The 19,134-nt window shown below is 62.5% G+C and carries 16 protein-coding genes; 10 read left to right on the plus strand and 6 right to left on the minus strand.

Going from position 1 to position 19,134, the window contains the following annotated elements; all coding sequences use genetic code 11:
- Nucleotides 1-122: 122 nt before the first annotated feature.
- The 4 genes from mgtE (at nucleotide 123) to TRM7557_RS15910 (ending at nucleotide 5,218) form a co-directional block, all read left to right on the plus strand.
- Complete coding sequence (mgtE, locus tag TRM7557_RS15895; RefSeq protein ID WP_058291609.1) at nucleotides 123-1,508, plus strand: magnesium transporter; 1,386 nt, start codon at nucleotides 123-125, stop codon at nucleotides 1,506-1,508.
- Nucleotides 1,509-1,531: 23 nt separating this feature from the next.
- The gene (locus tag TRM7557_RS15900) at nucleotides 1,532-2,116 is read left to right on the plus strand and encodes a 5-formyltetrahydrofolate cyclo-ligase (protein WP_058291213.1); all 585 of its coding nucleotides are present in this window, start codon (nucleotides 1,532-1,534) and stop codon (nucleotides 2,114-2,116) included.
- A gap of 133 nt (nucleotides 2,117-2,249) precedes the next feature.
- Nucleotides 2,250-3,068, plus strand: coding sequence for a TIGR00282 family metallophosphoesterase (locus TRM7557_RS15905; protein ID WP_058291214.1), 819 nt, complete (start codon nucleotides 2,250-2,252; stop codon nucleotides 3,066-3,068).
- A 356-nt stretch (nucleotides 3,069-3,424) separates the two neighbouring features.
- Complete coding sequence (locus tag TRM7557_RS15910; RefSeq protein WP_058291215.1) at nucleotides 3,425-5,218, plus strand: SLC13 family permease; 1,794 nt, start codon at nucleotides 3,425-3,427, stop codon at nucleotides 5,216-5,218.
- Between the two features lie 266 nt (nucleotides 5,219-5,484).
- Here the strand turns inward: TRM7557_RS15910 and TRM7557_RS15915 are convergent, their stop codons facing one another.
- Nucleotides 5,485-7,155: an FAD-binding dehydrogenase gene (locus TRM7557_RS15915; protein ID WP_058291216.1), complete on the minus strand. Its 1,671-nt coding sequence runs from the start codon at nucleotides 7,153-7,155 to the stop codon at nucleotides 5,485-5,487.
- A gap of 130 nt (nucleotides 7,156-7,285) precedes the next feature.
- Entirely contained in the window at nucleotides 7,286-9,061 is a 1,776-nt protein-coding gene (locus TRM7557_RS15920) for an SLC13 family permease (RefSeq protein ID WP_058291217.1), read from the minus strand.
- Between the two features lie 337 nt (nucleotides 9,062-9,398).
- Here TRM7557_RS15920 and TRM7557_RS15925 point away from each other — a divergent pair, with 337 nt between their 5' ends.
- Together TRM7557_RS15925 and TRM7557_RS15930 are read left to right on the plus strand one after the other, a co-directional pair.
- Nucleotides 9,399-10,139, plus strand: coding sequence for a YebC/PmpR family DNA-binding transcriptional regulator (locus TRM7557_RS15925; RefSeq protein WP_058291218.1), 741 nt, complete (start codon nucleotides 9,399-9,401; stop codon nucleotides 10,137-10,139).
- Between the two features lie 188 nt (nucleotides 10,140-10,327).
- Nucleotides 10,328-11,017, plus strand: coding sequence for a methyl-accepting chemotaxis protein (locus tag TRM7557_RS15930; RefSeq protein WP_058291219.1), 690 nt, complete (start codon nucleotides 10,328-10,330; stop codon nucleotides 11,015-11,017).
- A gap of 6 nt (nucleotides 11,018-11,023) precedes the next feature.
- Here the strand turns inward: TRM7557_RS15930 and TRM7557_RS15935 are convergent, their stop codons facing one another.
- Nucleotides 11,024-11,716: a nitroreductase family protein gene (locus tag TRM7557_RS15935; protein WP_058291220.1), complete on the minus strand. Its 693-nt coding sequence runs from the start codon at nucleotides 11,714-11,716 to the stop codon at nucleotides 11,024-11,026.
- 12 nt (nucleotides 11,717-11,728) lie between these two features.
- Nucleotides 11,729-12,613, minus strand: coding sequence for a LysR family transcriptional regulator ArgP (locus TRM7557_RS15940; RefSeq protein WP_058291221.1), 885 nt, complete (start codon nucleotides 12,611-12,613; stop codon nucleotides 11,729-11,731).
- An 88-nt stretch (nucleotides 12,614-12,701) separates the two neighbouring features.
- On the opposite strand from TRM7557_RS15940, the gene TRM7557_RS15945 reads away from it, so the two are divergent.
- The 4 genes from TRM7557_RS15945 to TRM7557_RS15960 all read left to right on the plus strand — a co-directional run bounded on the left by TRM7557_RS15945 (nucleotide 12,702) and on the right by TRM7557_RS15960 (nucleotide 15,677).
- Nucleotides 12,702-13,316: a LysE/ArgO family amino acid transporter gene (locus TRM7557_RS15945; RefSeq protein ID WP_235811497.1), complete on the plus strand. Its 615-nt coding sequence runs from the start codon at nucleotides 12,702-12,704 to the stop codon at nucleotides 13,314-13,316.
- Between the two features lie 90 nt (nucleotides 13,317-13,406).
- Entirely contained in the window at nucleotides 13,407-14,354 is a 948-nt protein-coding gene (locus TRM7557_RS15950; protein WP_058291222.1) for a pirin family protein, read from the plus strand.
- Between the two features lie 440 nt (nucleotides 14,355-14,794).
- Entirely contained in the window at nucleotides 14,795-15,226 is a 432-nt protein-coding gene (locus TRM7557_RS15955; RefSeq protein ID WP_165592473.1) for a hypothetical protein, read from the plus strand.
- A gap of 208 nt (nucleotides 15,227-15,434) precedes the next feature.
- On the plus strand, nucleotides 15,435-15,677 hold the full coding sequence (locus TRM7557_RS15960; RefSeq protein WP_058291224.1) for a YdcH family protein: 243 nt from the start codon (nucleotides 15,435-15,437) through the stop codon (nucleotides 15,675-15,677).
- 145 nt (nucleotides 15,678-15,822) lie between these two features.
- On the opposite strand, the gene TRM7557_RS15965 is transcribed toward TRM7557_RS15960, so the two are convergent.
- Both TRM7557_RS15965 and TRM7557_RS15970 read right to left on the minus strand, forming a co-directional pair.
- Nucleotides 15,823-17,211: a helix-turn-helix domain-containing protein gene (locus TRM7557_RS15965; protein ID WP_058291225.1), complete on the minus strand. Its 1,389-nt coding sequence runs from the start codon at nucleotides 17,209-17,211 to the stop codon at nucleotides 15,823-15,825.
- Nucleotides 17,212-17,450: 239 nt separating this feature from the next.
- Nucleotides 17,451-18,611 carry a multidrug effflux MFS transporter gene (locus tag TRM7557_RS15970; protein ID WP_268873726.1) on the minus strand — a complete coding sequence of 387 codons (1,161 nt, stop codon included), beginning with the start codon at nucleotides 18,609-18,611 and terminating at the stop codon, nucleotides 17,451-17,453.
- Between the last annotated feature and the right edge of the window lie 523 nt (nucleotides 18,612-19,134).

Raw genomic sequence — 19,134 nt, forward strand, 5'->3', positions numbered from 1 at the left:
TTCCGCGTCCAGCATAGCTTCTCTTGAAAACAGGGTAAATCAACGACGGAATTCATGCACGGGCATTGTTTTTGCGCGCCGCTTTCCCCTATGAAGGGGGCAAGAAACGGGAAGGGCAGCGCATGAAAGAAAGCGACATCACGCAAGCGGAAGAGCGTCAGGACGACGCCTATGATCTGGACCGCAAACGTGTTGCTGCTATTCTTTTTGCCGTAGAGCGCCGCGACCGGGCAACGCTGCTCGACCTGATGGAGCCGCTGCATGCGGCCGACATTGCCGACCTTCTGGAACAGATCAACGCCTATGACCGCGGGCGGCTGATCCGTCTGTATGACCGCGAATTTGACGGTGAAATCCTCTCGGAGCTGGATGAATCGATCCGCGAAGAGGTGATGCAGATCCTGAACCCAGCGGTTCTGGCCGAAGCGGTGCGCGACCTCGACAGCGACGACGTGGTTGATCTGGTCGAGGATCTCACGGCCTCTGATCAGGCCGCCATTCTGGAGGTGCTGGAAGACGCCGACCGGGTCGCGGTGGAACAATCGCTGAGCTACCCTGAAAACTCGGCTGGCCGATTGATGCAGCGCGAAGTGGTCATGGCCCCCGAACACTGGACGGTGGGGGCGGCCATTGACCATATGCGATCCGCGGATGAGCTGCCGGAACAGTTCTATCACGTCGTGCTGGTGGATCCGCGAATGAAACCCGTGGGCAATGTCACGCTGGGGCGGATCATGGCGGCAAAACGCGATGTGGCGCTGGCCGATATTACCGAAGAAACCTTTCAGGCCATTCCTGCCGATCAGGACGAAGAAGACGTGGCCTATGCCTTCAATCAGTATCACTTGATTTCCGCGCCCGTGGTGGATGAGGACGGCCGTCTGGTCGGGGTCATTACGATTGATGACGCCATGGTGGTTCTGGACGAAGAACACGAAGAAGACATTCTGCGGCTGGCGGGCGTGGGCGAAGGCAGCCTGTCGGACCGTGTGACGGAAACCACCAAACAGCGGTTTCCCTGGCTGGCGGTGAACCTTGTCACCGCGATCCTGGCTGCGCTGGTGATCTCCCTGTTCGAGGACACCATTGCCGCCTTTGTGGCGCTTGCGGCCCTGATGCCAATTGTCGCCTCCATGGGCGGCAATGCGGGCACCCAGTCGCTGACCGTGGCGGTGCGCGCGCTGGCCACCCGCGACCTCACCGGCGCCAACCTCTGGCGGGTGATCCGGCGCGAGGTTCTTGTGGGGCTGGTCAACGGTCTGATCTTTGCCGTCATTATGGGCGCGGTGGGCGTGTTCTGGTTTGGCAGCCTGTCGCTTGGGCTGGTGATCGCTGCCGCAATGGTGATCAACCTGGTCGTTGCCGGGCTCGCCGGAATTGCCATTCCGGTTATTCTCGATCGCACCGGCGTCGACCCGGCGCTGGCCTCTGGCGCTTTTGTGACCACCGTGACCGATGTGGTTGGTTTCTTTGCCTTCCTCGGCCTTGCCGCCGCATTCCTGATCTAACGCCTGCGCAAAGGAGACCTGCCATGGCAACCGTTGAAACCCAATTGGGCCATGACGCATTGACCGAACTCAAAGCCGCCGCGCGCAAGGCCGCCTTTGCCCGCCGCAAACAGGCCTTCGACAGCCAGCGCCCCGGTGCCTCGGGCCATCTGGCCGAGGTGCTCGCAGGCTACCGCGGCGTGCCGCTGGCGGGCTATATGCCGATCCGCACCGAAATCGACCCGCTGCCCGTAATGTCTGAAGCCGCCGCTCATGGCCCCGTTGGTGTGCCGGTGATCCAGGGCGCAGGCCAGCCGCTGAAGTTCAGCCGCTGGACCCCGGATGGCCTGCTGCGCGATGGCCCTTTTGGGGCCAAAGTGCCCGAGGTGGACGATTATTTCGAACCCGAAATCCTGATCGTGCCGCTGGTAAGCTTTGATCGGCAGGGCAATCGTCTCGGCTATGGCGGTGGATTTTATGACCGCACGCTCGAACTTCTGCGCAGCAAACGCTCCACCATGGCCATTGGCTTTGCCTTTGGCGCGCAAGAGGCCGGGGTCCTGCCGCTCGAACCCACTGACCAGCCGCTTGATATGATAGTCACAGAAACAGCTATCCTCGAATTCTGAGGCCGCGCTTTCTTTTGGCCAAAAATACTCTGGGGGTGAGGGGCCTTGCGCCCCGAGGGGGCAAAGCCCCCTAATCCACATCCCCGCAACGTCCCACCTTGCTTTTCAGGCTTCACCCCCCTAGGACAGCGCCATGCGAATTCTATTCTTGGGCGATGTGATGGGGCGCGCGGGGCGTGCGGCTGTCACCGAACATCTGCCGCGTCTGCGTGACGAATGGCGGCTCGATTTTGTTGTGATCAATGGCGAAAATGCCTCCAATGGCATGGGGCTGTCGGGCGATCACGCAAAAGTTCTGTTTGACGCGGGCGCGGATTGCGTCACGCTGGGCGACCATGCTTTCGATCAGAAAGACATGCTGCAGCATATCGAAAGCGACAGCCGCATTATCCGCCCGCTGAACTTTGCCAAAAACGCCCCGGGCAAAGGCTACCGCCTGTTCAACACACGCGGCGGCAAAAAGGTTCTGGTGGTGCAGGCGCTGGGGCAGGTGTTCATGAAACGCGCGTTTGACGACCCCTTTGGCGCGGTCGAAGCCGTGCTGCAGAAACATCCCCGTGGCGGTCTGGCACAGGCCATCATCGTGGACATGCACTGCGAAGCCACCTCCGAGAAGATGGCCATGGGCCATTTCTGCAATGGCAAGGCGTCCTTGGTGGTGGGCACCCACACCCATATTCCCACAGGCGATGCGCAGATCCTCGAAGGCGGCACAGCCTATCTGACCGATGCAGGCATGTGTGGCGACTATGATTCCGTCATTGGCATGGACAAGGCCGAACCCATGCGCCGCTTCCTGACCGGCATGCCCAAAGGGCGCTTCACGCCTGCCAATGGTCCCGCAACCCTCTCGGGCGTCTATGTGGAAACCGACGACCGCACGGGTGCTGCAACCCGTGTGGAAATGGTGCGCCAAGGCGGCCGCCTGCAGCAGGCAGGTCCTGCAGACTAATCCACGGTCCAATCCAGGGGTCAAATCTACGGCCCAATCTGCGGCGGCGCCCAGCAAGAGCGGGGCGCTCCCGCCTGTCCCGTTGGCCGGGCGCCGAACCTGCGGTTCGGCGCGGCTTCGGGCAATCCCTCCAGTAAGCCTGCACTGCAGCCTAGACTGAAGCCCGCGCTCCATCCGCAATACAATCCGCATCGGCGGGAAACTATGCTGCCGCAAACGCCAAGAGGCGAACAAGCTTGCCTTTTCCGTAGTTGCAAAGACCTCAGCGCTTGCCCCGCCTGCAGGGATCAGCGAAACTGTGCGGCGGGCCGGGCTGTACTTGGTCCGTCATTCCTAGCGGGCAAAGACCACTTCTGATGCAAATCTTTGATTTTGGCGCACAAGCCTACGGCTCGACCGGCAGTGCCTTTGTGGCGATTGCCATTGTGCTGGCCATGTTCCTTGCGTTTCTGCGCGAAGCCTACCCAACCGAGGTGGTGGCGCTCTGTGGGGTCTGTGCCATGTTGGTGACGGGCGTTCTGCCTTATGAGGCCGCGCTTGCGGTGCTCTCGAACCCCGCGCCCTGGACCATTGCGGCCATGTTCCTGATCATGGGGGCCTTGGTGCGCACCGGCGCGCTCGAGGCCTTTACCGCCACGGCCAAAACCCAGGCCGAAGTGCGCCCGAAATTGGCCGTGGCCCTGCTGATGGGCTTTGTGGTGCTGGCCTCGGCTGTGGTGTCGAACACGCCTGTTGTGGTGGTGATGATCCCGGTCTTTGTCCAAATCGCGCGGACGCTTGGGGTGTCGGCCTCCAAGCTGTTGATCCCGCTGTCTTATGCCGCAATCCTTGGCGGTACGCTGACGTTGATTGGGACCTCAACCAACCTGCTTGTGGATGGTGTGGCCCGCGCCGAAGGTCTGGCGCCGTTTTCGATTTTCGAGGTCACGCCGCTGGGTCTGATCCTTGTGGCCTGGGGCATGGTCTACCTGAGGTTCATTGCGCCGCGCCTGCTGCCGGATCGCGATAGCATGGCATCGCTGCTGTCGGATCGCTCCAGCATGAAATTTTTCACCGAAGCGGTGATCCCGCCGGACAGCAACCTGATTGGCCGCGAAGTCACCGGCGTGCAGTTGTTCAAGCGCCCCGGCGTGCGGCTGATCGACGTGATCCGCGGGGATGTCTCCCTGCGCCGCAATCTGAAAGGGGTCGAGCTGCAGGTGGGTGACCGCGTGGTTCTGCGCACCAAAATGACAGAGCTTCTGGGCCTGCAGCGCAATAAGGAACTGAAGCGCGTAGATCAGGTCTCGGCGGTGGAGACCAAAACCGTTGAGGTGCTGATCACCCCCGGCTGCCGTCTGGTGGGCCGGGCGCTGGGCGGTATGCGCCTGCGGCGGCGCTATGGTGTCTATGTGCTGGCGGTGCATCGCCGCAATCAGAACATTGGCGTACAGCTCGAGGATCTGGTGGTGCGCGTCGGCGATACGCTGCTCTTGGAAGGGGCGCCGGGTGATATTCAGCGGTTGGCAGCGGATATGGATATGGCCGAGGTGTCGCAGACCACCCAGCGCGCGTTCCGTCGCAGCCATGCGCCGTTGGCAATTATTGCGCTGATCGGGCTGGTGATTGGGGCGGCTTTTGGGCTGGCCCCGATCCTGATGCTGTCGGTTCTGGCGGTGGGTTTTGTGCTGGCGACCCGCTGCATTGATGCGGATGAGGCGTTTTCCTTTGTGGATGGGCGCTTGCTGGCGCTGATCTTTTCGATGCTGGCCATTGGGGCTGCGCTGGACAGTGCCGGCGCGGTAGAGCTGATCGTGGACGCCGTGGCGCCGGGTCTGTCAATGTTGCCGCCGTTCCTTTTGGTCTGGGCGGTCTATCTGCTGACCTCGGTCCTGACCGAGCTGGTTTCCAACAATGCGGTGGCGGTGGTGGTCACCCCCATTGCGGTGGGGCTGGCGCAGGCGATGGGCGTGGATCCGCGGCCCCTGGTGGTGGCGGTGATGGTGGCGGCTTCGGCGTCTTTTGCAACGCCTATTGGCTATCAGACCAATATGTTGGTCTATGGTCCGGGCGGGTATAAGTTCTCGGATTTCCTGCGCGTTGGCATCCCGCTCAACCTGTCGGTTGGCCTGCTTGCATCCATACTGATCCCGTTTTTCTGGCCGCTGTGATTGACCGCGCTGTCGCGCAGAGCATATGGCTCAGATCCTGCCGGATCTGAGCCTGCCACGCAGCAAAAGCTGCGCGGCCGCAGGGCGCAGCCGGTCAAACGTCGGAACTGCTCTGAGAGGGCGCAACCGCACGGGCCCGCAGGGGCCGTGCCTGGCCCAACAGGTGGACATCATCTTTGATGAGGGATCACTTGGCGGGAGCCTCCCCGCCCGCCGCAGGCGCAGGCGTGATCCGCCGCGGGCGCAAGGCAACGGCCTGTTTCGGGTCAGGCGAGCAATGCGGACCGGCCCGCCATCAGCCCCGTAAACAGGCAACCGCCAAGGAAGGTGCCCTCCAGCGCCGCTTTGCCGTGGTGACCGCCGCCGCCAAATCCTGCGGCTTCTCCGATGGCAAAGAGCCCCGGCACTGGCGCGCCATCAGCGCCCAGCATCTGCCCTTCGGGACCTGCCACCAGCCCGCCCAGAGATTTGCGGGTCATTGCGCTGAGGCGCACCGCCACCAGCGGGCCGTTCTGCCGGTCAAACATGCGATGCGGTTTGGCCACGCGCAGCAGCCGGTCGCCAAGATATCCGCGCGCAGCCCAGATCGCCTGGATCTGCGCATCCTTGCCAAAGCCATTGTCACATTGGGCGTCGCGGGCTTCGATCTGGCGGCGCATGCGGGCTTCGTCCACGGGCACAGCGCCCACACGGTTCATCCCCTCCACCAGCGCGGCGAGGGTCTCTGCCTCAATGAAATCGGGGCTTTTCTTGCGCAGCGCGGCCAGCCGCGTGGCGCCGCTGTCGCCGCCCGCAAAGCGCCCCTTCAGTACCGCGCCCCATGTGCCTGTTGTCAGGTCGGGGTTCTGCACGGCGCCTGAAAGGGCGATTTCCTTGTCAAAGATCTTTCGGCTCATCACCAGCCAGCTGTAAGCTTGACCGCTGGCCAGCACCGCCTCGAGCGCGGCAGAGGTGTCAAAGCCCGGCCAGCAGGGCGCGGGCAGGCGGTCCCCATAGGCGTCAAACCACATGGGTGACGGCCCGGAAATCAGCTTCAGCCCTTCGTTTGGCCAGACGCCGTCGGGGTTTTTGATGCCATCCGGGTAGTGCCACATCCGGTCTGCCCCGACGAGCTGCCCCCCCGCCGCCTGCGCCACCTTCAGCATCCGCCCGTCCACATGGAAGGGCACGCCGGTCAGCAGCGCGTCGGGGCAGGGGCCAAGTCGGCCTTCGGGCCAATGCTGGCGCACCATGTCGGGGCTGCTGCCAAACCCGCCCGAGGCCACAACGACCGAAGGCGCATAAAGCTCAAATTCACCGACCTCGTGACGGCTGGTCTTGGCACCGCGCGGGGCGGGGTCTTCGGCCAGCACTTCGCCCGAGACACCTTTGACCGCGCCGCCCTGAACAATAATATGGCTGACCTGATGGCGGCAGTGCAGCTGGATCTGGCCTACCGCGCGGGCGGCCTGAAGACGGGTCAGGAACGGGGCCAGAACGCCGGGGCCGGTGCCCCAGGTCAGATGCATGCGCGGCACCGAATTGCCATGGCCCGCAGCCCGGCCATCGCCGCGTTCAGCCCAGCCCACAGCCGGGAACCAGCGCAGCCCCAGCCCGTGCAGCCAGGGGCGCATCTCTCCGGCGGCAAAGTCAAGATAGGCGCGGGCGGCGGCGCGTTGCGGTTCGTCCCGAGGGCCGTCAAACTGGGCGGTGTCCATCCAGTCATGGGTTGCCAGATCCAGACTGTCACGAATGCCAAGGCGGCGCTGTTCGGGGGTGTCGACCATGAACAGCCCACCCAGGGACCAATGGGCCTGACCGCCCAGGAAGGCCTCGCTTTCCTGATCCAGCAGAAGCACACGTTTGCCGCGCGCGGCCAGTTCGGTGGCGCAGACAAGGCCCGCAAGGCCTGCCCCCACCACAATCACGTCGCCGCTGTTGTCCTGAGCCGCTGTCATGTCCCGATGTCCCTTGTCGTCGCTCTCTGACCCTAGGGACGGGGCATCAGCCTTGCAATCTAAACGCGGGGTCGCTGCGGCAAAACTGCAGAAATCACCACCCGAATGACGGGCCAAGTCACAGGCATACTCAAAGGGGCCAGAAGGTCAGGATCGCAGGGATCGACACGGCCACCACAAGGATCTCCAGCGGCAGCCCCATGCGCCAGTAATCGCCAAACCGGTACCCGCCGGGGCCCAGCACAAGCGTATTGTTCTTATGGCCAATGGGCGTCAGGAACGCAGCCGAAGCTGCAACCGCCACCGCCATCAGAAACGGGTCTGCCGACACGCCCAGGGCTTCGGCCATGGCAATGCCCACAGGCGCGGCAACAATGGCTGTGGCGGTGTTGTTCAGCACATCCGACAGCGTCATGGTCACCACCATCAGCACGGTCAGGATCGCCCAGGCTGGCATGCCATCTGTCAATGTGATCAACCCACTTGCCAGAATTTCGGTCCCGCCCGAGGTCTCCAGCGCCGCGCCCAGCGGGATCATCGACCCCAAAAGCACCACCACCGGCCATTCCACATGGTCATAGATTTCCGCCACCGGCAGGATCTTCAACAGCACATATCCCACGGCCACCAGACCCAGCGCCACGGGTAGGTAGACAACCCCAAGCGAGGCCGCCAGGACGGCCGCCGCAAACAGGCCAATGGCCCACCAGGTTTTATCATTGGCCGTGACGCTCAACCCGCGTTCCGCCAGCGGCAGACAGCCCAGCCATTCGGACACCTCCGCGCCACGCTCACGCGGGGCCAGCAGCAGCAGAATATCACCGGGGCGGACCTCGGTCTGGCGGATATGTTTGGTGATCCGCTCGCCTTGGCGGGCAACGCCCAGCAGGACAGTGGACTGCCGCCAGGCAAGGCCCACGCTTTGCGCCGTGCGACCTGCGATCCGGGCGTGATCGGTGACCACAACCTCCACGAGCTCCAGCCCGTCGCCAGCCGCGGTCAGCTTCTCCTGCCGCGCCGCATCCGAAAAATCCAGAGACAGCGCAGTGCGAAACTCGTCCAGCGCTTCGGGGCGGGCCTCAATCACCAGCGTATCCCCCGCCTGCAGGATCGCCCCGCGCGCACGGCCCCAGCGCCGCTGACCGTTGCGGATCAGGCCCAGGATCGCCACATCGGCCTTTTCGGCCTCAGGTTCCAGCGTGCCAAGACGTTTGTCGATCAGCGCGCTGCCTTCGGGCACGGTCAGCTCTGCGATATAGGGGGACAGCTGCCCCTCGCTATTGCCCGCCGCGCCGGACCGGTCCGGGATCAGCCGCCAGCCAAAGAAGGCGACAAACAAAAGCCCCGCCGCCGCCGCCGTCAGCCCCACCGGGGCAAAGTCAAACATCTGAAAGCTCTCGCCAAAGCTGTCTTCGCGAATGGCGGCAATAATGATGTTTGGCGGCGTCCCAATCAGCGTCACCATGCCGCCCAGAATGGTCGCAAAGGACAAGGGCATCAGCGACAGCCCCGGCGCACGCCCCGCTTTGCGCGCGGTCTGAATATCCACCGGCATCAGCAACGCCAGGGCCGCGACATTGTTCATAAAGGCCGACAGCACCGCGCCCACACCGCCCATCAGGGCAATATGGCCACCAAGGGGGCGACCGGCATTGACCAGCGTGCGCGTGATCAGAAACACCGCGCCCGACCGCACCAGCCCTGCCGACACAATCAGCACCAGGGCCACCACCAGCGTCGCCGGGTGACCAAAACCCGCAAAGGCCTCTTTTGTCGGCACCACGCCCAGCACCACGCCCCCCATCAACGCGCCAAAGGCCACAAGATCATAGCGCCACCGCCCCCACAGCAGCAGGACAAAGACAACGGCGAAAAGCGCAAACAGCAGGATCTGATCATAGGTCATCCCCCCATGTTTAGGGGGCAATCGCACGATCACAAGAGGCAGTTAGGGGGAGTTTCGGGATTGCTTCCCCTCAGCCCCCACATAACCCAATCTATACGGCCCGCCCCGCAGCCCCCCGCAGCCCCCCCGGGGCGGCCCCGCAGCCTCCCCGGGCCCGTTTCATCTTTTTCCAAATATCCCCGCCGGAGGCTCCCAAGCCCCGAGAAAAGCGCTGTCGCTGCGGTTCAGGCGGGGCCGTTGATGCAGGCCGCTTGAAAGGGCGGCTTGAAAGCCCGCCCCGCCACAGGCTATATGAGCGCCAGAATTAGACGCAAACACCCAAACCCAAGGATGAACCATGGCAGGCCATTCCAAATGGGCCAACATCCAGCACCGCAAAGGTCGCCAGGATGCTGCTCGCTCCAAACTTTTCTCTAAACTGGCCAAGGAAATCACCGTGGCCGCCAAAATGGGCGACCCAGACCCCGAGAAAAACCCGCGCCTGCGTCTGGCAGTCAAAGAAGCCAAATCCCAGTCCTGCCCGAAGGACGTGATTGAACGCGCGATCAAAAAGGCTATCGGTGGCGACGCCGAAAGCTATGACGAGATCCGCTACGAAGGCTACGGCCCAAATGGCGTCGCGGTCATCGTGGAAACCATGACTGACAACAAAAACCGCACCGCCTCCACCGTGCGCTCCACCTTCTCCAAGAACGGCGGCAACCTCGGTGAAACCGGCTCGGTTGGCTTCATGTTCGAACGCAAGGGCGAGGTCACTTACCCCGCGTCCGTGGGCGATGCCGACACCGTGATGATGGCGGCAATCGAGGCCGGCGCTGAAGATGTGGAAAGCTCTGAAGAGGGTCACATCATCTACTGCGCAGACACCGATCTGAACGATGTCTCCACCGCGCTCGAAGCCGAATTGGGCGAGACAGAGTCCACCAAGCTGATCTGGAAGCCGACCACCACCACCGAGCTGGGTCTTGAGGACATGCAGAAGCTGATGAAGCTGGTGGATGCGCTGGAAGACGACGACGACGTACAGCGTGTGACCACCAACTTTGAAGCCTCTGACGAGGTCATGGCGCAGCTCTAAGCGCGCTGTGCTTTTGGGAAATTGATTTGGGCTGCCCCACGGGGTGGCCCATTTTTTATGCGGGATTTCAACCCGGTTGCCTGAATTTTGACAGGCACGGGTTTTGCGGATGTGGGGTTTTGAAATTTAAACGCTTTGTTGACGCCCCCTTGCCGCAATGAGGGCGGCAAACAATCAGAGGCACCCTCATGCAACGCGCGGATACATTGACTCCCAAATGCACCGCCAGCGATCACCCCTCCGAAGCAGAGCTAAGCCTCCTGATCAATCAATGCGGCAAGATGCGGATGCTGTCGCACCGCGCGGTGATGGTGGCGCTCTTGAACAGCACCCAAGGCGCGGCGGCAACCGCGCTGGACTGGTCGGCTTTCCACGCCGCCCTGCAGGAATTTGAAACCGTCGCCCAAAGCCTGCATCGCTTTGGCCGGTCCGGTAAAATGCCGGAACTGGGGCGTCTGATTGACGCGCAGGGCCCGCAATTGGACAAATTTCTCGCCGCTGCCCGCACGGTGGAGGGCCAAGCGGCAGAGGTGCGCTACACCCAGCTGGGCAGCCTTGCAGATTTTGTGGCCGGCCCTTTGCTAGCCACCCTCAACCAGATGGTTGACGGCATCTCCAAGGATCTGGAGCAGCTCTTGGAAGACGACCGTGCCCGCATGGGGCAGTCCCGGCAGGTCATTCAGGAAACCGTGGCCGAGATTGCGCAGATTTCGCAGGCGGTCTTCATGATTTCGGTCAATGCCTCGATCGAGGCCAGCCGGGCCGGGGATCAGGGCCGTGGCTTTGCCATCCTTGCCAATGAAATCCGCTCGCTGAGCCAGACGTCTGCCAAATCGGTGCAGGCGCTTCAGGAAGAGCTCAAGGGCTTTGTCGCCTAGGGCGCCTTAGTCAAAAAACGCCGAAATCCCCTCCAGCGGCTTTTTCATCTTGGCCACTGCAGGCACCGTTGCGTCCTTTGCCGGATGGCCCACCGCAATAATCATTGACGGTTTTTCACTGTCCGGGCGGCCCAGTGCTGCATTCAGGAACTTCATCGGGTTTGGCGTATGGGTCAGCGTCGACAGCCCCGCCATATGCAGGCTGGCCAGCAGGAAACCCGTGGCGATATTGACGCTTTCCGGCACATAGTAGTTCTTGTACCGCGTGCCATCCTCGAACGTGCCCCAGCGCTGGGCAAAGACCACGATCAGCCAGGGCGCAACGGTCAGATGCGGCTTGTCGGCATCTGTGCCAATGGGTTCCAGCGCTTTGATCCACGCATCCGGCGCGCCGCCGCTGTAGAATTTCTTTTCCTCTTCCTCGGCCTCCGTGCGGATCTGTGCCTTGAGGGCTGGATTGGAAATCGCGGCAAAGAACCACGGCTGGTGATTGGCCCCCGACGGCGCGCTGCCTGCGGTGCGAATGGCGGCCTCAATCACCGCTTTGGGCACAGGCCGGTCGGAAAACGCACGGATCGAGTGGCGCTTTTGCATATGCGCCAGAAACGCCTCTGCGCGGGCGCACATCTCTGGGTCGTCATAGTCAAACCGGTCGGGCAGGGGCAGCGCATCATAGGTCATTTTATCCCGCGAAAACATATGTCTTTCCCCTTAGGTCTGAATGAGGTTCCGTCGACCAGACTTGACCACAGCGCGCGTCACCGGCGCAAGGGCCGCGCCAAGAAGCCGGCTCACCTGCCAGCTCAGCGGTGTCCGAAACCCCGCATCGGGCAGCAGTTCAACCAGCCGCCCCTCTGCCACCGCTTGCGCGACCAAATGCGCCGGGTTCAACCCCCAGCCAACCCCCAGTTCCGCCGCCTCCACAAAGGCGGTGGTCGACGGCAGGAAATGCTGGGGTGGTTCGGGGCAGGGCCCCAGTTGGCTGCGGATCCAGCGCCGTTGCAGCTGGTCCTTGGCGTTATAGGTCAGGCAAGGTGCGCGCGCGATCGCCTCTGCGGTGACCCCATCCGGAAACCACTGCGCCACAAAGGCCGGGCTGGCGGTGGCACGGTACTCCAGTGCGCCCAGCACATGCATATCGCAGCCGCGGACAGGGGCGGTAAGTGCCGTCACCGCAGCCGACACCTCGCCCCGTTTCAACCAGTCGGCGCTGTGGTCCTGATCGTCGACCACCAGATCAAACAGCACGCCGTCCGCGCGGGCCATGGCCGACACAAACCAAGTGGCCAGACTGTCGGCATTGACCGCGACCCGCAAGCGAGGCGGCGGGTCGGCGCGGGCCATGCCAATGTCTTGCAGCAGGGCAGCTTCCAACAGGCCCAGATCTTCGGCATGTTTGGCCATGCGCAGCCCCATATCCGTGCCGGTACAGGGCTGGCCGCGCTGCACCAGCGCCGCGCCAACTTGTTCCTCTAACGCTTTGATCCGCTGCGATATTGCCGAAGGCGTCACAAACAGCGCCTGCGCCGCCGCATCAAAGGATCCAAGCCGCAGGACGGCAGATAGCGCGGCCAGATGATTGGGGTCCAGTTGCATTAGCTGCCCTTAATCGAGGTTAGGTTTCTTAATTTGAGTAATCCGCGCGGGCACTTTAGTCAAAAGGCAACCACAAAGGACGCCCCTCATGACCTCGCTGATATCGCCAAGCCTGTTTGCCGGTTTTACCCTTGGCTTCACCCTGATCCTCGCCATTGGGGCGCAAAACGCTTTTGTCCTGCGGCAGGGGATCAAGGGCGAACATGTTCTGGCGGTGGTGCTGACCTGCGCGGTGTCAGAGGCGCTTCTGGTCACGGGGGGTGTCCTTGGCATGGGCACCATTGCGGCGGCCTTGCCGTGGTTCGAACCGGCCATGCGGATTGGCGGATCGCTGTTTCTGATCTGGTACGGGCTGCGGTCGCTGCGAGCGGCGTGGACGGGCGGCGCCGCGATGGAAGCGGCCCCCGATACCGGTCCATCCCGCCTGTTGCCGGTTCTGTTGACCTGTCTGGCCTTCACCTGGCTCAACCCGCATGTCTACCTCGACACAGTGGTGCTGTTGGGGACGCTGTCGTCGCAATACCCCAACCCTCATGCCTTTGGGGTCGGCGCAGTCAGTGCGGCCTTTGTGTTTTTCTTCAGCCTTGGCTTTGGCGCACGGCTCTTGGCGCCGGTCTTTGCCCGCCCGCGCGCGTGGCAGGTGCTGGACGCGCTGATTGGCGTGGTGATGCTGGCCCTGGCGGTAAAGCTGCTCTTGTGGTGATGCGCAGGGGCAATGTGCACAAACACAGAGCTGTCACCCGGCGGGTCGCCCCCTAGTTTGAAGGGCAACAGCACGCAAAGGAGGCCGAAGATGAGCTGGAACCCAACGCTTGACCCACAATGCCCCGCCGCCGGGGATCTGGACGCTATTGAAACCGTGATCATCCCGCGCGCCCGCGACCTCGGCGGGTTCGAGGTCCGCCGCGCCCTGCCAGCGCCCCGTCGTCAGATGGTGGGGCCTTTCATCTTCTTTGATCAGATGGGCCCGGCAGAATTCATCACCGGCGGCGGCATTGACGTGCGCCCGCATCCGCATATTGGTCTTGGCACCGTGACCTATCTGTACAAGGGCGAATTCGAGCACCGCGACAGTTTGGGCACCCATCAGATGATCTACCCCGGTGAGGTCAACTGGATGGTCGCAGGCAAGGGCGTCACCCATTCCGAGCGCACCAGCGAAGACACCCGCAACTCCGGCAAAAACAGCCTCTTTGGTATTCAGACCTGGATTGCCCTGCCGGAGAACAAAGAAGACATGGATCCCATCTTTGAACATCACGGCCGCGAGGCCCTGCCGTTTCTGGAAGGCGAAGGCAAAGAGGTCCGCCTGATCCTTGGCAACGCCTGGGGCGAACGCGCGCCCGTGTCGATGCTGTCTGAAACCTTTTATGCGGATGTCATTCTGAAGGCGGGGGCGAAACTGCCGATGCCGGACAACCACGAGGACCGGGGGCTTTATGTGACTCAGGGCGCCATTGAAATTGCAGGTCAGACCTTCGAGGCAGGCCAGATGATGGTGTTCCGCCCCGGCGATGCGATCACGGTGACGGCAGGCCCGCAGGGCGCGCGGCTGATGGCGCTGGGCGGGGAAACCATGGGCGGACCACGCCACATCTGGTGGAACTTTGTTGCCTCCTCAAAAGAGAAAATCGAAGAGGCAAAACAGGCCTGGGCCGCGGGCGATTTCGCCACCAATCCCCGCTTTCACCTGCCGCCCGGTGATGACGAAGAGTTCATTCCCCTGCCAGATCAAAAATGACCATAAATTCCGTAGGGATACGCTTGAGTTCGCCCTTTGCCTCTTTCTTCCGCAAAGAGGCAAAGGGCCGGAAGCTGGCGCGTATTTTCTATGGCCGTAGTCTGTCTGTTACAATTAAACTCTAGAGTTCCAGCTGATTAACCCATTGAAAGGGCGAAGTTATGACGTGCGAGACCGGAGATCTTCCACGGCCTCCGTGCCGGGAAGCGGCCCCGCGCGCCTGCGCTGCCGTGGCTTTGGTCTTGTGCAGCGTCCTGAGCCTCTTTCTTGGGCTCTTGCCCGTATCAGCGCGTGCGGCAGAGGCGTCTGCCTTGCTGGGGCATCCGGCTGTGTTTCAAGGCTGCCGCACCACACGTCCGGGGCGGCCCGGCTTTTGCAGTTTTGTCGACCGCGGCAGCCGTCTGTTTGTTTATGGCACAGGGTCCACGCCGCAATGGCTGATGGCAGAGCTTACCCATCTGGAAATCGGGCGCCGGGTTGGGCTGACCGGCACGCGCCGCGATCTCTACGAAGGCACCGCCGAAGTGGAACTGGCCGGGATCAGTCTGTTGCCGGTGAACCGCTATGACCGCATCTTGAAGCGCCTGCAGGGGCAGTGGCGATCTGACAGCGATCCGCTGGATGCGTTTCAGGTCACCGGCGCAGAGCGGGTGAACGCCTATGCGGGGGCAAAGACCTCGGTGGACTATATTTCGGTGCAGCCCGAATGTGGCGTGCTGACCACCCACGGGCCCTATCTTTATGCTTGGGATGAATCCGGCACCGGGGGGCTGTGTTACGAGATTTCAAAGGTGTCGGACAATACGCTGGTGCTGATCTACCAGCCGCGCGGCAGGGTGCTGAAATACAGTCGCGAAGGCACCGCGCAATAGCTTGCCCCTTGTCCGGAGCTGTGCCGCACCTGTGCCGCACTTGTGTCTGCGTGGCGCTGACCTCTGGCACATTCCTCGCCCTGCGCGGTCCGGGGTGAAAAATATCCGCCGTGCTCAAAAAAAAAAATCGGGTTTGATCCCTGTCAAAGTTGCGTCTTCGCGCCTGCTCTAGGGTGATGTCACGCAGAGCAAACAGGAGCGCGAAACCATGTCCCACACCCCGCATGAGCTGGCCGAAGAATTCCCCGCACAGGCCGAGCTGATCAGCCGGTTGAAGCAAGAGGACGCCCATTTTGCCAAACTGGCCGAGGAGTACCACGATCTGAACCGCGCCGTGCACCGGGCGGAAACCAATGTGGAGCCTGTCTCGGATCAGGTGGAAACCGACCTGCGCAAAGCCCGCGCCGGTCTGAAAGATCAGATCTGGGGGGTCCTGAGCAAAGCAGCCTAACCGCTGCCCTGACGGGAACCCCGAGACACCGGGAGGGAGGGCCCCGGTGTTTGAGAGGACCGCACGTGTGATGCCGTGCGGTCCTTTTTTGTCTTCAACCCGCAGTTTTGTCTTCACCCCGATTTGTCTTCAATCCACAGGCGCGTTAGCTCACATCATACGGCAGGACGCTGCGGCGGCTGCTGTCCACGCTCAGGCGGCGTTCCAGCGGCGGCACGGACCGCTGATGGCAGCTCTGGCGTTCACAAATGCGGCAGCTGATGCCAATGGGCTCGTAGGCCTCGGTTTTGCCCAACTCCAGCCCATCGGCATAGACCAGCGCATCCGCATGGCGGGTTTCGCACCCCAGCGCAATGGCATAGCGGCGCACGGGCGATCCAAACGCGCCCCCGGATTTCGACACATCCCGCGCGATCGATATATAGCGCACCCCATCGGGGGTTTCCGCCAGCTGGCGCAGAAACTGCCCCGGTGTCTCAAAGGCGCGGTGCACATTCCACAAGGGGCAGGCACCGCCAAAGCGGGCAAATTGCAGCCGCGTGGCCGAATGGCGCTTGGTGATCGTGCCCGCCTGATCGACGCGGACAAAGAAGAAGGGCACGCCCTTGGCGCCGGGGCGTTGCAGCGTGGACAGGCGGTGGGCCACCTGTTCGATCGAGGCGCCAAAATGGGTCGACAGCAGCTCCAGATCGTGGCGCATGTCCTGCGCGGTGGCCAGAAACCGGCCATAGGGCATCAGGGCGGCGCCCGCGAAATAATTGGCAAGACCCATCTTTGCGATGGCGCGGGCTTCCTCGGTCTGGAACTTTGCAAAATCCAGCGTCGCTTCCAAAAGATCGTTCTGTTCCAACAGTGCCACCTGCAACAGCATTTGAAACAGCTGGGTCTGCGGCGGCATGCGGCTGGAAATCCACAGCTCTCCGCTCTCGGCGTCAAAGCGGCGCAGCTCTGCCATGTCTTTCATATGCAGGCTGACGCCTGCTTTTGACAGCGCGCGGGTCACCGTCAGGCGCATGTCATCCTTGCCGGCAAAGCGTTCGGCGGCGCGGTCCACCGCATCAATATAGTTGTCGCAATAGTGGAAGAAATCGCGCACCTCTTCCCAGGGGCTGGCCTGCGCCCGGGAATCCTCGCGCCCCAGAGCTTCGTCCAGACTGGCAAGCCGTTCATGGGTCTGCCGATAGGCCTGATGCAGCGCCAGAAAGGCCCGCGCCAGGGCAGGGGCATTGGAGGCCGTCAGGCGCAAATCGGCCAGTGGCGGCACATCATCGGCAAAGACCGGATCAGCCATGGCTTCGCGCATGTCCGAGATCAGCCGTTCACTATCGCCCGAGGACAGTTCGGTGACATCCATGCCAAATTCCTGCGCCAGGGCCAGCACCACGGTGGTGGAGACGGGGCGGTTGTTGTTCTCCATCTGGTTCAGATAGGGCAGCGACACGCCCAGCTTGCCGGCAAATTCCTTCTGGGTGAGGCTCAGGCGATTGCGCATCTCGCGCAGTTTGGCACCGGCATAGAGTTTTTGTGGGGCCATGGAATGCGCCTTCTTTGCAAAATATCTCTCCGTGATTGTAGAATTGCAAACTGCGGCGCGCAATGACCGCGATTGGCCCGATTGTCGCAGGCCGGGGGGGGGCGGCTCCCGCCCGTCGGGCATGCATTTAAAATGCACGCCCTCCCGTTGGGGGTAGCGCCGCGCGCGCCCCGCAGGGGCGCGCGCGGCGCCGGTCGCTTCGGGCGCAGCCCGAAGCGAAACCGCATGTTGGCCCCGGTTCAGATTTGACGCGCCAGCTGTGCTTCGCGGCGCATGACCGTGGCTATGGCCAAAAGGCCGCCCAGGCCGCTGGCGGCCATAATCCCCAACAGGGGCGCCGCAGTAGAGCCTTCGCCCAGCAGGGCCGCTGCCATCGCCGACAGTGCCGCGCCAGAGCCGATCATAATGGCCGAGCTGAGCCCCGCCGCCGTGCCTGCCAGATGCGGGCGCACCCCAATCGCGCCAGTGGTGCCATTGGGAATAGCAAGCCCATTGCCGAGCCCAACAAAACACATCAGCCCAAAGAAGCTCCAGACCGTGCCCAGCCCGGCCAGAGAAATGCCAAGCGACAGCGCCACCCCAAAGAGGTTGATGCAGGTCCCCCACAGAACCATCGAATTGATCCCGACCTGTTCTGAGAACCGGCCCGACAGGTAGTTGCCTAGGAAATACCCCACCGCAGGCGCTGAAAAGAACAGCCCCAATTCGCCGGAACTCAGCCCATAGATATGAGTGCCAACAAAGGGCGCGCCGCCAAGGTAGGCAAAGAAACTGCCCGCACTCCAGCCCGAGGCCAGCGAATAGCCCCAGAACCGCGGGCTGCGCAGCAGCTCGGGGTATTCGCCAAATTGCTCGCCCAGCGTCTTGCCACTGGCATGGGCGGTTTCACCAAAATCCACCCAGAACAGCCACAGTGTCACCAGCGCGCAGGCAAACAGCAGCCAGAAGTTCGCCTGCCAGCCATAGGCCTGATCCAATATCCCGCCAAGCGCCGGGCCCAGCATTGGCACCAAGGTCATCCCCATGGTGACATATCCGATCATGCTCGCCGCTTTGGGCCCTTCATACATGTCCCGCACGGCCGCACGGCTCAGCACCATGCAGGTGGTGCCAATCGCCTGTCCCATGCGACACATCAGGAACAGCCCTGCGGTGGGGGCAAAAATGCAGCCGACGGTAAAGAGCAGGAAAATCAGCAGCGACCAGAACAGCACCGGCCGCCGTCCCAGCTTGTCTGAGATCGGCCCGCACAGGATCTGCACCACCGCGCTGGTGGCCAGATAGGCCGGCACCGACAGGGCCATCAGGTGGTAGTCGACGTCAAAATACTTCGCCATGCCCGGCAGGGAGGGCTGGAAAATATTCATCCCCAGCGCCGAAATGCCCGACAGCAGGATCAAGGTCAGCAGCCCCGGCGGGGTGCGCGGGGCGGGCTTTGGGGCGGAGGTGTCAGAAACTTGGGTCAGCGGAATTCTCGATCTGGATGGGCCAAGATGGCGCGGTCGCAAGGACAGGTAGGGTCCGGGACAGGAAAAGCCCGGGCGACCTTGGGGCCGGGCAGGCGGGGCCTGCTTTGGATCCAAAGTTTTAACGGCAACCTTTGCGTGTCTTATGTATCTGTCAAGCTCTTGTCGCCTGTATGGTACAATCTGGACAGCAGATGGCCTGCGCGCCGTTGGCATTGATTTCGCCGCAAAAGCTGGAAAAAGACGGAAAAAGACGGCGGCTGTCGCGCTGCCGAATTAGCTGTTTTGCAACTATTCAGTTACCGTATGCAAAAAATTTGCAAATATGCGAAAATTGCCTTCCGAATGCTGCATGCGCAAGATAGTGTCGCGACAACCGGATCCGCTACCCAACGGTGGCCCCGCTCCGGGGCGCTTATCCTGCGCCTCAGGTGATCACGGCTCTGCCCGTCTGGCG

Source organism: Tritonibacter multivorans, from assembly GCF_001458415.1.
Lineage (GTDB): Bacteria > Pseudomonadota > Alphaproteobacteria > Rhodobacterales > Rhodobacteraceae > Epibacterium > Epibacterium multivorans.

Bases quoted from the DNA above. Each gene is read 5' to 3' on its own strand.
- mgtE (WP_058291609.1), top strand. From the start codon at position 123: ATGAAAGAAAGCGACATCACGCAAGCGGAAGAGCGTCAGGACGACGCC.
- TRM7557_RS15900 (WP_058291213.1), top strand. From the start codon at position 1,532: ATGGCAACCGTTGAAACCCAATTGGGCCATGACGCATTGACCGAACTC.
- TRM7557_RS15905 (WP_058291214.1), top strand. From the start codon at position 2,250: ATGCGAATTCTATTCTTGGGCGATGTGATGGGGCGCGCGGGGCGTGCG.
- TRM7557_RS15910 (WP_058291215.1), top strand. From the start codon at position 3,425: ATGCAAATCTTTGATTTTGGCGCACAAGCCTACGGCTCGACCGGCAGT.
- TRM7557_RS15915 (WP_058291216.1), bottom strand. From the start codon at position 7,155: ATGACAGCGGCTCAGGACAACAGCGGCGACGTGATTGTGGTGGGGGCA.
- TRM7557_RS15920 (WP_058291217.1), bottom strand. From the start codon at position 9,061: ATGACCTATGATCAGATCCTGCTGTTTGCGCTTTTCGCCGTTGTCTTT.
- TRM7557_RS15925 (WP_058291218.1), top strand. From the start codon at position 9,399: ATGGCAGGCCATTCCAAATGGGCCAACATCCAGCACCGCAAAGGTCGC.
- TRM7557_RS15930 (WP_058291219.1), top strand. From the start codon at position 10,328: ATGCAACGCGCGGATACATTGACTCCCAAATGCACCGCCAGCGATCAC.
- TRM7557_RS15935 (WP_058291220.1), bottom strand. From the start codon at position 11,716: ATGTTTTCGCGGGATAAAATGACCTATGATGCGCTGCCCCTGCCCGAC.
- TRM7557_RS15940 (WP_058291221.1), bottom strand. From the start codon at position 12,613: ATGCAACTGGACCCCAATCATCTGGCCGCGCTATCTGCCGTCCTGCGG.
- TRM7557_RS15945 (WP_235811497.1), top strand. From the start codon at position 12,702: ATGACCTCGCTGATATCGCCAAGCCTGTTTGCCGGTTTTACCCTTGGC.
- TRM7557_RS15950 (WP_058291222.1), top strand. From the start codon at position 13,407: ATGAGCTGGAACCCAACGCTTGACCCACAATGCCCCGCCGCCGGGGAT.
- TRM7557_RS15955 (WP_165592473.1), top strand. From the start codon at position 14,795: ATGGCAGAGCTTACCCATCTGGAAATCGGGCGCCGGGTTGGGCTGACC.
- TRM7557_RS15960 (WP_058291224.1), top strand. From the start codon at position 15,435: ATGTCCCACACCCCGCATGAGCTGGCCGAAGAATTCCCCGCACAGGCC.
- TRM7557_RS15965 (WP_058291225.1), bottom strand. From the start codon at position 17,211: ATGGCCCCACAAAAACTCTATGCCGGTGCCAAACTGCGCGAGATGCGC.